This is a genomic window from Methylotenera sp. (assembly GCF_029945535.1).
Taxonomy (GTDB): Bacteria; Pseudomonadota; Gammaproteobacteria; order Burkholderiales; family Methylophilaceae; genus Methylotenera.
In genome coordinates, this window is the sequence record NZ_JAQSCU010000008.1 from 159538 (window position 1) to 173786 (window position 14249).

Consider the following 14249-nt stretch of genomic DNA (forward strand, 5'->3'; position numbering starts at 1 on the left):
CCCCGCGGGTGGGTGGGGTTCAAACCCCACCTACATCTTTTAAGATCGCCACTTCAGGTGCTGGCGCGCGCGACTGCCATACTGGTAACAGTTCTAACTCTCGCATCATATCTTCGCGCGTCATCATCACTATACTTTCCAGATATTGTTCAAAGAGACAGTCAAAGCGCCAAACCCATTAAAACTGCATCTTCACGACCGTTTGCAGCAGGGTAATACTTACGGCGTATTGCCATTTCATTAAACCCCATATTCTCATACAAAGCGATGGCAGAAATATTACTTGGGCGTACTTCTAAAAACATATTTGCCATTTGATTACTTTTAGCAATACTCACCATATACTCTAAAACAGTACGTCCTAAGCCTTGCTTTTGGTAGGGCTTTGCCACACTCAAATTAAGCAAATGCGCTTCATCCAACACCAACATCATCAGTGAGTAACCAATAATCTGCTCGTTCAATACCATTACCCAAGCGCTGTAACCAGAATTCAAGGAGTCACTAAAATTGCCACGCGTCCATGGATAAGGATAAATCTGCGGCTCAATCGCCATAATGGACTCTAAGTCGTCCATTTGCATAGGACGAAATTGATATTGTGTTTTTAGCACGGCGCTCATAAACGTAAGCCTTGTTCGCGTTCTGTAGTTTTAAGCGCAACCCGATTACGAATATAAACTGGCATAGCTTCGCTTGCAGGTTTTGCTTCACCTTTCGCAAATATCGGTAAAGCGAGTTTAAGTATCGCGGCTGATGAGGGCAATAGTTGCGGTTGCGTTGATTGCAGTTGCTCTACATAGACAGCGCTTAATTGCTCGGCATAGGTTTGCCAGCCACTACCAGCACCTACCCAACCTGCACCCTCAATAGCAGGTACGGCATCTGGTTTATATAAGCCTGGCTCAATAATGCGTTGCCATGTATCGTCCATTTTTTCATACGCTGCGTGATACACCTCACCCATGCGTGCATCCAAGCAAGCAATCACTTTGTCTGCCATGCTTGCTTCTGCTAGCGCTAATAGTGTGCACACACTAACCACTGGCAGATTAGCACCAAACCCCAAGCCCTGCGCCACGCCAGCTGCAATGCGCACGCCTGTAAATGATCCTGGGCCTGCACCAAAGGCAATGCCTTGCAGATCACTTAACTGTAAGTTTGCCGAATCCAACAAAGCTTGTATTTGTGGCAATATAATTTGCGAATGCGTTTGCCCAGCATTGCAATCATAGTTAAACGTTTCGCCGCCTTTTAATAAGGCAAGCGAGAGGTATTCAGTTGATGTATCGAAAGCTAATATATTCACTTTAAGTTAATGCTCATTTTTGTCAGACGCTATTTTGCCACGCATCCGCTTAATTTGCCCACGTTGTGTTTTACTTTCTAATCGTCGCTGTTTTGAACCGTAACTTGGACGCGTTGCGTAGCGCGTAGGTTTTACTTGGTTTGCGGCGCTAACAATTTCATGTAAACGCGCAATGGCGTCTTTTTTATTGGCTTCTTGCGTGCGATATTGCTGCGCTTTTAGTACCAAAACACCTTCAGCAGTAATGCGATTATCTTTCAAATGCATCAAGCGTTCTTTAAGCCAATCACTCAGCGTTGAAGCTTGAATATCAAAACGCAAATGAATTGCGCTGGAAACTTTATTCACATTCTGTCCACCCGCACCCTGCGCGCGTATTGCGCTTAGCTCGTATTCAGTTTCGGGGATTAAAATCATAGGTTAGTTTCAAGCTATTTAGAGTGGTTATAAAGACGGCGATATGACGATTAGAGGTTATGAATTAGCGCCACATTGTACACAAGCCAAACCACATAATCCCTAGAACCCATTATAATCATTACCACATGAATCAACACGATATGAATTAGCTCGCTATGAAAGACCATTTCAATCGTTTTCCGATGATCGATGCTTTTAAAGCCATTGCCTCCCAGTTTATTGTTTTACATCATCTTGCCGCTTATGGCCCAATTTCAGATGCCGTGCAACAAATAGCGCCATCACTCATCACTTGCTTATATGACAATGCGAGGATGGCGGTACAGATATTTTTTGTCATTGGCGGCTATCTAGCAGCGCGTTCTGTGCTCAATAGTGGCAAGAGCATCCGCCATCTACAAGTGAATTTAACGAATCGATATTTAAGATTAGTGATTCCATTCTTTTTCGCACTTATGCTCGCCATCATTTGCGCTGTCATCGCGCGCAACCTTGTTGATCGTGAGTTTATTCCAGACTTTCCTACACTCTCTCAATTTCTGTCTCACGTATTATTGCTGCAAGGTATTTTGGATGTCGATTCACTTTTAGCAGGCGCATGGTTTATTGCAGTGGATTTTCAGCTTTTCTTTGTGATGCTTTGCATTAGCTGGCTTGGCGGTAAGGCAGCTAACTCTAAAAAAGCAATTCTCATTATCATCACGCTAACAGCGGCCACATCGCTATTCTGGTTTAACCGTCACGAACGTTACGACGACTGGGCAATCTATTTTTTTGGTGCGTATGGCATGGGCGCAATCGCTTACTACGCAGGACAACGTGAGCATTCAAACGCATGGCTTTGGTTAAACATATCAATTGCCATGACTGCTATTTTGATTGATTTCAGGTTGCGTATTTTAATTGCAGCACTGACCGCGCTTGCGTTATTTTTTACTCGAAACATACAAATCAAAGACCATGTAAGACAACAAAAATTTATTCATTATGTAGGTTCGATTTCCTACGCTCTGTTTCTAGTACATTTTTCGGTTTTAATGTTAGCTAACGCAATTTTTAGCTGGCTAAACCTCACCAATTCATGGCTAGCTTGCCTTTTCATGCTGCTCACATGGGCTGCCAGCTTAGTGCTTGCAGATTTATTTCATCGCAAAGTTGAAAAGCCAACTGCATGGTATTTAAAACATAAAGCACATAAAAATAAAACCTAGTCATTGCTGGCTAGGTTTTATTTGTCAAAACAAACTTATTAATCACGACATCATACAAGCTGCCCATTTTGATAATCTGCAATTGCCTGATCAATTTCTTCGCGCGTATTCATCACAAATGGGCCATATTGAACAATAGGCTCTAATAATGGCTTCGCAGCCAATAGTAGGAATGACACAGGCGCTTCTGCTGCAGTCACTTCAACAAACCCGCCCGCTGATAACACGCCAACAGATTGCGGCTCAAGTATGCGCTTCTCAGTTTTAGCACCAATCAATACTTTACCTTCATATGAATACACAAAAGCATTATGCCCTTCCGCAATTGATTGGCTAAAGCTTTCACCAGCAGGCAAATGTACATCTATAAATAATGGCGCAGTAGTTAAGCCTTGAATCGGCCCAGCCACGTCTTTACCATCCAGCACTACAATACCAGCAATCACTTTAACCGTGCCTGCACTTGCTAAATGGACTAGCGGAATCTCATCAGGCTGAATATCTAAGTAGCCTGCAGGTTTCATTTTTTCATTCGCAGGTAGATTTATCCAGAGCTGAAAGCCACGCATACGGCCACTTTCTTGCTGTGGAATTTCTGAGTGAATAATGCCACGACCTGCCGTCATCCACTGCGCGCCGCCACTTTTTAGATTACCTTGATTACCTAAATGATCTTGATGCAACATGTGACCATCTAGCATATAAGTCACCGTTTCAAAGCCACGATGCGGATGATCTGGAAATCCAGCAATGTAATCATCAGGATTTTCAGAAGCAAATTCATCTAGCATTAGAAACGGATCTAATCGCGTGAAGCCAGATTGTCCTAGGCTGCGACGCAACTTCACGCCGCCGCCATCGGAGGTTGGAATGGACTGAATCACTCTTAGCAATTGCCTTGCTATTACTTCCTGATTTTGCATACTAAACTCCATATTCTGCGGCTGAAAAAACTTGCCAGCTATTCACTCTAAATCTTTTTACTTCTTATTGCTTAACAGCCTCAATTATTGCTTAACAGCCTCAACTGGCAGGGTAATCGTCACCTCATCACTCACGTAAGGCACATGTTTACTCATATTAAAATCACTACGTTTCACCACTACAGTCGCATTCGCACCACAAGCGTCTTTTTTCAACATTGGGTGAGGCATGCACATAAATGAAGTTACTGTCAGTGTTTCTGCTTTGCTAACACCTTTAATTGTCAGCGTGCCGTCAATTGAAACAGGTTTATCACCTTCAAAATTCATTTTTTTAGAGACGAAAGTAGCCGTTGGAAATTTTGCTGTATTAAATAAATCTTCAGCTTGAATATGCTCGTTAAATAGAGCAAAGCCTGTGTTTACCGAAGTCATGTCGATTGTCACATCGACAGAACCAGTTTTCGCGGCACGATCAATCACGACCTTTCCTGTCGCTTTATCAAAACGGCTTAATTGCGTTGAATAACCAAAATGGCTATATGAAAAACGCGGCATGCTGTGGTTGCTATCAATCACATAAGTTTCAGGCGCAGCAACAGCTGCGGTAGAAATGGTGGCTGCGATGGCTAATAAAATAAAACGTTTCATAAGATTTACTCCAAAATGAATAATGTTAAAAATAAATGGTATTGAATAAATAAATTTCTAGGAAGCCATTAAATACTTTAACAATAAGATATAAAAGTATAATAATCTGCTATAAATTATCAGTTGATTAGATAGGTTAACTTAAATGACGCCCAATATCACGTTAGAACAATGGCGCACTTTGATTAGCATCGTAGATGCTGGCGGTTATGCGCAAGCAGCGGAAATGATGTATAAAAGCCAATCGGCCGTCACCTATGCTGTGCAAAAAATTGAATCCATGCTTGGCGTTAAAGTGTTTGAGATTCAGGGTCGCAAAGCCATACTCACACCAACAGGTCAAATGCTTTATCGCCGTGCATTAGCGTTGGTCAATGAAGCCAACGAACTTGAACAAGCTGCACATGCCTTATCTGCAGGCTGGGAAGCCAATATTAATATTGCAGCAGAGATACTCTTACCCCCACAACTGCTATTAAGCTGCATGCATAAATTTGGCTTAGAAAGCCCGCACACTCGCGTGGAGCTTATTGAATCGGTGATAGGCGGCACATCTGACGCCTTACTCAAAGGGGAGGCTGATATCGCCATTTCTCCGCAACTACCTCCAGGCTTTTTAGGGAACCTGCTGACCCGCATTAAAATAATGGCAGTTGCCCACGCCGAGCATCCTCTTCATCATTTAGGTCACACGCTCACGTATAAAGACCTTAGAGCCTACCGCCACTTAGTCGTAAGGGACTCAGGTAAAAATCGCGGGCAACGCCCTGCAATTGTTGATGTCGATCAGCGCTGGACCGTCAGCCAAATCGCCACCTCTATCCAAGCCGTGTCGATGGGCTATGGCTTTGCATGGCTACCCGAAGAGCATATCAGACAAGAGCTTGAATCAGGCTTGCTTAAACCGCTGCCACTACTTGAAGGCGGCACTAGAGAAGTCCCACTATATCTAGTGATAGCCAACCCAGATTTCGCAGGGCCAGGTATCAGACGTTTGGCGGAGATTATCAAGAACTCGGTTGAAGAAGTATAGAAAAGTGATGCGTAAATCAACGACTATCATGTACCGATCTAACTATGTTTTCTATGTTTTATTTCAACTTCAAAATGAACTCAGCCCCGCATAATATACCAACCAAGTAAAACGTTTTCAATCAACTCTCCCGCAATATAGCCGCATAAAAATTTGCCCGCATCTTAATGGCGATATGCACTCAGCTCTTGATGGAATTTAGATAAACATAGAAGATTAAACTTACGTTGAGTATAAAAAGTGGCACTAAGTTACAAACTAAAACAGATTTATCGTTGGTCTGACCTACCATTACTGCTTGGCATTTCATTAGCCTATGCGTTACTCGCTAAAATTGCATTGGGGTACTTCTCGACCAATGGCGTTGTTTCTATGGTTTGGCCGTCTAGCGGCTTGGCGTTGGCTGCACTTATACTCGGCAAAAAAAAATACTGGCCTAGCGTTTTCATAGGCGCGCTCACAGGCAATATCATGCAGGGCAGCGCTATTGGCATTTCCATGGTGTTTGCTTTTGGCAATTCATTGGAGGCACTTAGCTGCTTTTGGATATTGTCACATATACAGCGATTCAAATCGACGCTTCAGCAACCGCATGATTTTTTATGGCTTTCTGCAGCAGGTGCTCTGGGCTCCGTAGTGAGTGCCTCAATTGGCGTAAGCACACTAGTGCTTAATGGCATGATTACAGAGTCTGTAGCTTGGCATAATTTTATAAATTGGTGGCAAGGCGATATATTAGGCATATTACTTGTAACACCGCTGATTTTGGTGTGGCGTCACAGACCATTCGACTGGATAAAACGTGAGCGTATCACAGAGGCCATTACTTGCTTTGGACTCTCATTCTTTGCTGGTCAAGTGATTTTTCTAGGCTGGTTTCAGGGTGTTTTCGGCATTACCGCTAGAGGATACTGGGTATTCCTATTTGTGACATGGGCTGCGGTGCGCTTCGGCCGTCACGGCGCATTACTTGTACTGGTGATGACGGCCATACAGATGTTGTTAGGTATGGTGCTTGCTGTGGGCGGCGCGACAAATAATCAAGTACCTGTTGGCTTGCTTAACTTTTGGTTGTACATGTTGGCGTTAACGATTGTTGGTATATTAATTGCCCTAGTCATTGATAAAGTCAAATCAACAGAATCATTGTTATTACAAAAAAATACACTTTTCAACAAAATATCCCAACGCGTACCAGGGGTTATTTATCAATTCAAATTGTACCAAGATGGCAGATGCTGCTTTCCCTATGCCAGTGAAGCCATGCAAGACATGTTCGGAATTTCACAACAACAAGCTAAAGAGGATGCTAGGGCCGCATTCTCAACTATTCACCACGACGATTATGACAACGTCATGGGCTCTATTCAAGAATCAGCCCGCACCTTATTGTTGTGGCAATATGAGTTTCGAGTGGTGTTGCCAGAACTGGGTGTGCAATGGAGGCGAGGCGAATCGCAACCTGAAAAAATGCAAGATGGCAGCATCCTTTGGCATGGTTTTATTACCGACATTACTGAGCGCAAACAGGCTGACGACAGAATTAAACGCCTATCCATGTTGTATAAGGCAATCAGTGAGATTAATCTGGCCATTGTGCGCATGGAGCAGCAATCTGAGCTGTTTCCACTAGTGTGCCGATGTGCTGTTGAGTTTGGCGGCATGAAAATCGCTTGGGTGGGCCAGCTAGACAGTACTGGTGACGTGATTTTACCCGTTGCGAGCTATGGTGATGTGACAAGACACCTAGACAATATAAAAGTATCTTCAAGAGCAGATGTTCTTGAGGGCAGAAGCACGACGGGCACAGCACTACGAGAAAACAGGCCCATCATTATCAACGACTTCATGAACAATCCAATGACTGCGCCATGGGTGCATAATGCCATCGCGATTGGCTGGGGCTCAGCTGCTGCATTCCCAATACAGCGTAACGGCAAAAAATTTGCCGTACTGACTGTTTGCCATGAATATGTGAATGCGTTTGATTTGGAAGCCATAGCCCTACTAGAAGACATGTCTAAAGATATTTCTTTCGCACTTGATAACTTCGATAGAGAAATGCAGCGCAGGGCTGGTGAGGAATCTCTCAGAATCGCGGCTTCAGTTTACGACACGAGCAGCGAAGGCATACTGATTACCGATGCCAATAACGCGATCATTGCCATCAATCCGGCTTTCACAAAAATTACCGGTTACAGCCTTGATGAAGTGATTGGTAGAAATCCAAGAATGTTAAGCTCTGGTCGTCATGATGCAACATTTTTCAAAATAATGTGGCATGAAATAGACACAACTGGCCAATGGCAAGGTGATATATGGGATAGACGAAAAAATAACGAAATCTATCCTAAGAGAATGATGATTAATACCGTGTATAACGAAGATGGCGTTGTGCAACGTCGCATAGCTATGTTTACCGATATTACGCAGAAGACTGAGGCCGAGCAGCTCATTTGGAAACAGGCTAATTTTGATTTTTTAACTGGATTACCTAACCGTCAGATGTTTCATGACCGTCTTAATCAGGAAATCAAAAAAACCTATCGACACAATCTACAGCTAGCACTGCTATTTATCGACTTAGACCGATTCAAAGAGATTAATGACAACTTTGGCCATGATATGGGCGACGCGATGCTCAAAGAAACGGCCAAACGATTAAATCAGTGTGTACGTGAAACCGACACATTATCGCGTCTTGGTGGAGACGAGTTCACAGTCATTCTAGGCCAGTTAGATGACCTCAGCATTGTGGAACGCGTGGTTCAAGATATTCTAGATAAAATGGCCAAAGCCTTTCATCTTGGTAATGAAATCGCCTATATTTCAGCTAGCGTCGGTATCGCACTTTACCCTGACGATGCCGCCACCAATGAGACGCTGCTAACAAGCGCCGACCAAGCCATGTACGCAGCTAAACAAATGGGGCGTAATCGTTACCATTACTTTACTCAAGCTATGCAGAAGTCCACTCAAAAGCGTATGCGGCTCACTAATGAATTACGTGGTGCGCAAGAGGCAGACCAGCTTAGGCTTTATTACCAACCAATTATAGAACTTGCCAACAACTCCATTCATAAAGCAGAAGCATTAATTCGTTGGCAACACCCAACACGAGGCCAGATTAGCCCAGCTGAATTCATTCCTATTGCAGAAGAAACTGGCCTAATCAATAGCATCGGTGAATGGGTATTTCATGAAGCCGTAAAGCAAGCAAATCACTGGCGCACAACGTACCATCGTGAGTTTCAAATCAGCATCAATAAGTCACCTGTGCAATTCCGCGATGACACTTTAAAATATGCCACATGGCCAGATCAGCTTAAACAACTAGGCTTATCAGGCCAAAGTATCGTTGTGGAAATTACAGAAGGTATGCTGATGGATGCCAGCGACTTGATTACCAGCAAACTACTTGCATTTCGTGATGCTGGCGTTCAAGTTGCACTAGATGACTTTGGCACGGGTTACTCATCGCTATCCTATCTCAAGAAATTTGACATTGACTATCTTAAAATAGACCAATCATTTACACGTAACCTATCGCCCACGTCAGCAGACATGGCGCTTTGTGAGGCCATCATCGTCATGGCACACAAACTAGGCATTAAAGTCATCGCAGAAGGCGTTGAAACGATAGAGCAAAGAGATCTGCTTATTGCAGCCAATTGTGATTACGCACAAGGCTACCTATTCTCCAGACCCGTTCCCCCAGATGAATTTGAAAGACTTTTAACCAACAGTTAAAACGCTTCTTTTAAGACAAAAAGTCAGCGATATCATTACAACGAAACTAACATTTACAACCAAACCACCGCCAATCTAAACCATGAACCTCAGACGCTAATCATGTGTAGCTAGCAGCACAAACCCTACAGGCAATAAAAAACCAGCTCTAAACTGGTTTTTATGTTTTTGATAATGACTGGTAGGGCGTGCGAGGATCGAACTCGCGACAAACGGATTAAGAGTTCTACAAAATAGGTATTATTGCATTTTACTCTGTTTGAAAATGTTTTATAACTTACTGTTTTATTTCAATATTTATATTAACAACATTTAATGCGCTTGACGTTGTTTTAAATATCTGGCCTACTATGTGGCTACTAAATTATGATTAGTAGGCTAAAGATGGCAAACAAAATAACCAAGTCCTTCGTAGATAATATCCCATACCCAGATACTGGACAAAATTTCTATCGTGATACCGAACTCAAGGGGTTTGGCTTGCGGGTGGGTACTGGCAGCAAGGTTTATTTTGCTGAGGGCAAAGTCGACAATAAAACAGTGCGGGTAACAATAGGTCATCATGGCGTATTTGCACCCGAGCAAGCACGCACAGAGGCAAAAGGCATTTTGGGCATGATTGCCCGCGGCATTAATCCCAATGATGCAGATAAGGCCAAAAAAGCTAAAAGTGTAACTTTAGCCGAAGTCTATACCGCTTATCTTAAAGCACGTAATAGTCTTAAACCTCGCACGATCCAAGATTATGACCGCTGCATGAAAGCCTATTTTGAAGAATGGCAGACTAAGCCATTAGCAGAAATCAATAAAGATCTAATCGAACGCAAGCATCGTGAAATCGGCGAGCGTAGCGAAGCACAAGCAAACTTAGCTATGCGATTTATGCGAGCCATATTTAACTTTGCATTAGGTCAATACGAGGATTCAGCAGGTAATCCTATTATTGCAGACAATCCCATCAAAAGACTATCCCAAACTCGTTCATGGTATCGCGTGGAGCGCCGCCAGACCGTTATTAAAGCTCACGATCTGCCAGCATGGTTTAAGGCCGTTAATAGCCTTCCAGACATCGCCATAGGACGCAACAAGCATCTTGCGAAAGACTTTCTATTGCTACTTATTTTTACAGGGCTTAGGCGCGAGGAAGGACTTGCGCTGCAATGGAAGTTAGTCGACTTTAAAGCCAAAACATTGACTATTCCAGATCCTAAAAACAGACAAACTCATACTTTGCCATTAAGTGACTTTTTATTTAATTTACTCGAAGCACGAAAAGCACAAAATAAGATTGATGCTGCAGAAAAAGATGAAGATGAAAGCCCTTTTGTCTTTCCGGGTACGGGCGAAAAAGGCTATATGGATGATCCGCAAAAATTGATGAAAAAAGTCATTGAAATGTCAGGCGTGCAATTTACCCCCCATGACTTACGAAGGACATTTATCACCGTTGCTGAAAGTCTGGACATATCAGCTTATGCATTAAAAAGTCTTTTAAATCATAAAATGGCCCATGACGTTACTGCGGGTTATATTATCGGAGATGCGGAAAGATTAAGAATGCCGATGCAGCGTATTACCGATTACTTAAAACAACATATGTAGTTTAGGCTACTCAAGTGCAATCTTAATTAGGAGTTTTCTTAATCTGCGCTAATAAATCTCTTACATTAAGCTTATTAATACCTTACTTAGATCTCATTGCGAGCTTAGCTTGAGCTAACTCTTACATGCATTAGTATATGAAATTGGTACTTTTAACCTAAAATTACTCAACTAGCGTATTACAGTAAAAGGGCCGCTGGAAACTAATAAACATAAACTCACCAAATGTCTCAATTGGGCCCTAAGCGGAAGTTCGTAATTCTTAAAAGTTTTCAGTCACTGCTTTAGATTATTAATGATGGTGGTTTTGAATGATTTTTAATGGCTTATGTCATTAGAATACTTTTTTAGCAAATATCTAAAAATCAAATAGATATCCGCAAAACTTCGGCGAGTTGTTTGTGATGGCGTGCTGTTAAAAGTCTATGGAATATTGAGTAACATTTTTCTTAACCAAAAAATTTTAGATTTAAACCAAAAACTGATTGATTCCAGTACTGTAATTTTATGAGGAAAAGGTATCGGCCTTAATGCTTTCATTTTTGTTGTAGAGGGTCGCCACATAACAGCTACTGATAAATGCTGTTTAATTTCTTCAGCAACTTCCGGTGCAAATGGTTCTTGACCAAAGGTAATCAGAAAGTAGTCAATGGAATTCATGATTTCCTGTCCTGGGGCAAAACTTATTCCTATGACTTCAGTGACTTTTTCAAACTTCAGTTTGCATCCATGAGCATGCAACATTAAGTCTCCTCGACGCCACTCAAGGTATTCTTCTTGGCTCATTTCTTTTGGTCTTGGAACAGTCATGAAAATATAAGCTCTACCTTCACGCGATGCACTTAAAAGTGTGCGGGTAAAGCGTTTGTTAGGCTGGTTTATGCTATTAACACGATGAATACTTTCGCCAAGGGCTCTTCTAAATAATCTGGTTTCCTCTGCCATCATACGCATGATACGTTCGTTCATCGCTGCTGTGGATTCACCCCAAATGCCAGAAGCGCTTCCGCTAAGAATATGGTCTATTTGAAACTCTATTAAGGTATCCCATAAATAACTAATTTTATTTTCTTCCCAGCGAGCACGGTATTCCTTACTTTTTTGTAGCTGTTTCCAGTCCCCTTCTTTCAAAACAACAAGCCCTGCTTCTGGCGGTTTCGGCAAATAGTGTTCTTCAGATTTGAAGTCAAAATGTCTTAAATATAGTGCAATCAACTCCTCCTCTCCTGGAATCAAAAAGTCCATATTTGGAGTAGTAAATTGGTCCTCTTTCTTAGTTAAATATGACACAAAATCTGAAATTGTATCCAGTTCATTCAACACAACATTTAAAGTCAATTCATCAAAAATATGAACTAATCGCTTATTAGGAAGAGGCCAACCAATTTGAAAGGGTGAGTCATAGTGTTCCTTCCCGACCAAAGCTGTTTTAATAAATAGGCTGCCTGAGCTTCCGCCCCCCCAATGACGCTCTGCTGGTTCATAAGAACCTTTAGTCACCGCGACTAAATGGATTCTTCTTTCGGGTATTTCAGGTAATTTGATAGGAAATTGGACTTGGCATTTTTTATCTAAGAATATTTTTTCAGGAAAACGTTTTATCCAAGACTCAGCTCCACTTAACTGTTTTGCTGATTTTTCGATGGCATGTCGATACCATCTTCCCCAAGCAACATTTATATCTTTATGTGAGGTAAATTTACAAACTTTATCAGAAAAGAGAATGATGTCATTGCCAAAGACTACTAGAAGATCACATAACTCTTTTCCATCTCCATTTTCTTTTCTGCCTTCATCCGTATAAACATTCGGATAGCTCCACAAGGTCAAAAAAGCTTTTTTTGCTAAAATTGTTAAATAGCGCTCAGATTCAGTACTTCCGGAGGATGAGGGCAAGTTTTCAAATGAATTAGTCGGCACTAGATACCTCCACACTTTCTAATGCCCATTTGTTTCTTGCGGCTTTGAATGTACTTGACCTAGATAAAGGAAGAATTTGTTCTTTAAGCTGTTCAGAGTTATGAGACATCAAATTTTTCTCAACAAATTTTAAGTAGGGGTTGTGTATTGTTGAAAAATTCATTCCAACACTGCTGTATAAATTAATATTAATCAAATACTATGGTTGTTAGTTGTATTTAGGGTGAATATATATCAAGGTTTTATTTATCGATAGGAATACTTATGGTTATGCGTACATCATATAGATACTTCACATGTCCAAATGGACATGAAGGTAGTGAAATAACTAAAGAAAATGACCAGCCTTACTCGGCAATGTGGGAGTCTACGTCACTCAATGGAATGAAAGAAAACGCTAAAGATAGCAGAGGCTATCCCACTTATACATGCGAGATATGTAGAGAACCAATGGAAGTTGAAGTTCGTTGGCGAAACAATAAAAAACCAAAATATTTACAAAATTCTGCATCAGGCAACTGATTGTACTAACAGTCGTGATGGTACAAGGGTGGTGGTTTATACTCCAGTCGATAAGCGTAGTGAAGTTTTTGTCCGTGATGAAGCTGAGTTCTTAGTGAAGTTTACGCAGGTGAGTTAATTTAGCTTTAGCCAAACAAGTAATATGTTATGCATTAAATTACAGATTCTGGATATTTTTAATGAATGAAAAAGATTTTTTGCAATTTATTGAACGAACCTCAGCCTTCCAAGCTGAGATTGCTAAAATTATTTCTCGACTAAATCCAGCGTCTGAAGGTAGATTATTTGTAGCTTTTCAGTCTGGACTTCTTGCTTTTGAACATGCCACAGCAGCGCTACAGTTAATTAGTAGCCGACTACTCCCTTCTGGATACTCACTTTTTCGTCCGCAGTTTGAAAGTCTAGTAAGGGGTATATGGTTACTTCATGCAGCATCAGATAAGTGGATTGATACGCTTAGTCAGCCTTTAACTCTTGAAGCTGCAAACAAATCAAATCAGGGCCCAACGCTTGCTGAAATGCTTGTGCAATTAGGCAAGAGTGAGGCTCCAGCACATATAGTGGAGCAACTTCAAGAATTCAAAGACATTACTTGGAAAGCTCTTAATAGCTATACGCATGGAGGACTTCATCCTATTTCAAGAACAATGACTGGATATCCTTTTCAGCTAACTTACCATGCTATGCGGAATTCAAATGCGGTCACTGCACTAACAGTACAACTGTTAGCTATTCTAGCTGGGAAACCAGAAAATATGGCTGCAATAAGAAGGCTTCACAATGAATTTGTTGATTGTCTTCCAATAATAAATATTTAATGATTACGTTTAAAGCTATAAATGCAAAGCAATTATCTGTTGAATTGCACTCAGAATTGACCCACCTAGCAATATAAATTGCACTAGAAA

The 14249-nt window shown here is 41.6% G+C and carries 12 protein-coding genes; 6 read left to right on the forward strand and 6 right to left on the reverse strand.

Translation table 11 applies throughout. The features are described from left to right. Positions 1-161: 161 nt before the first annotated feature. The 3 genes from rimI to arfB are packed head-to-tail and all read right to left on the reverse strand — an operon-like array spanning position 162 to position 1726. Positions 162-623 (reverse strand): ribosomal protein S18-alanine N-acetyltransferase, encoded by a 462-nt coding sequence (rimI, locus tag PSU72_RS02980; RefSeq protein ID WP_300430511.1) that lies wholly within the window; start codon positions 621-623, stop codon positions 162-164. Continuing rightward, on the reverse strand, positions 620-1309 hold the full coding sequence (tsaB, locus tag PSU72_RS02985; RefSeq protein WP_300430513.1) for a tRNA (adenosine(37)-N6)-threonylcarbamoyltransferase complex dimerization subunit type 1 TsaB: 690 nt from the start codon (positions 1307-1309) through the stop codon (positions 620-622). The genes rimI and tsaB overlap by 4 nt, the downstream gene beginning before the upstream one ends. A gap of 6 nt (positions 1310-1315) precedes the next feature. Then, the gene (gene arfB, locus PSU72_RS02990; RefSeq protein WP_300430515.1) at positions 1316-1726 is read right to left on the reverse strand and encodes an alternative ribosome rescue aminoacyl-tRNA hydrolase ArfB; all 411 of its coding nucleotides are present in this window, start codon (positions 1724-1726) and stop codon (positions 1316-1318) included. Positions 1727-1884: 158 nt separating this feature from the next. Between arfB and PSU72_RS02995 the strand changes: the two genes are divergently transcribed. Further along, positions 1885-2940, forward strand: coding sequence for an acyltransferase (locus PSU72_RS02995; RefSeq protein WP_300430517.1), 1056 nt, complete (start codon positions 1885-1887; stop codon positions 2938-2940). 50 nt (positions 2941-2990) lie between these two features. Here the strand turns inward: PSU72_RS02995 and PSU72_RS03000 are convergent, their stop codons facing one another. Both PSU72_RS03000 and PSU72_RS03005 read right to left on the reverse strand, forming a co-directional pair. After that, a complete protein-coding gene (locus PSU72_RS03000) occupies positions 2991-3863 on the reverse strand; it encodes a pirin family protein (RefSeq protein WP_300430519.1) in 873 nt (290 codons plus the stop codon). An 84-nt stretch (positions 3864-3947) separates the two neighbouring features. Beyond that, positions 3948-4514: a YceI family protein gene (locus PSU72_RS03005; protein WP_300430521.1), complete on the reverse strand. Its 567-nt coding sequence runs from the start codon at positions 4512-4514 to the stop codon at positions 3948-3950. Positions 4515-4659: 145 nt separating this feature from the next. Here PSU72_RS03005 and PSU72_RS03010 point away from each other — a divergent pair, with 145 nt between their 5' ends. The 3 genes from PSU72_RS03010 (at position 4660) to PSU72_RS03020 (ending at position 10899) form a co-directional block, all read left to right on the forward strand. Further along, complete coding sequence (locus tag PSU72_RS03010) at positions 4660-5547, forward strand: LysR family transcriptional regulator (protein WP_300430523.1); 888 nt, start codon at positions 4660-4662, stop codon at positions 5545-5547. Positions 5548-5787: 240 nt separating this feature from the next. Continuing rightward, positions 5788-9297 (forward strand): EAL domain-containing protein, encoded by a 3510-nt coding sequence (locus tag PSU72_RS03015; protein WP_300430525.1) that lies wholly within the window; start codon positions 5788-5790, stop codon positions 9295-9297. 384 nt (positions 9298-9681) lie between these two features. Next, positions 9682-10899, forward strand: a complete 1218-nt coding sequence (locus PSU72_RS03020; RefSeq protein WP_300430527.1) for an integrase family protein — start codon at positions 9682-9684, stop codon at positions 10897-10899. Positions 10900-11322: 423 nt separating this feature from the next. Here PSU72_RS03020 and PSU72_RS03025 read toward each other — a convergent pair whose 3' ends face one another. Further along, entirely contained in the window at positions 11323-12819 is a 1497-nt protein-coding gene (locus PSU72_RS03025; protein WP_300430529.1) for a hypothetical protein, read from the reverse strand. 457 nt (positions 12820-13276) lie between these two features. Here PSU72_RS03025 and PSU72_RS03030 point away from each other — a divergent pair, with 457 nt between their 5' ends. Both PSU72_RS03030 and PSU72_RS03035 read left to right on the forward strand, forming a co-directional pair. Beyond that, positions 13277-13459: a hypothetical protein gene (locus tag PSU72_RS03030; protein ID WP_300430531.1), complete on the forward strand. Its 183-nt coding sequence runs from the start codon at positions 13277-13279 to the stop codon at positions 13457-13459. Positions 13460-13520: 61 nt separating this feature from the next. After that, a complete protein-coding gene (locus tag PSU72_RS03035; RefSeq protein ID WP_300430533.1) occupies positions 13521-14159 on the forward strand; it encodes a hypothetical protein in 639 nt (212 codons plus the stop codon). The last annotated feature ends 90 nt before the right edge of the window (positions 14160-14249 follow it).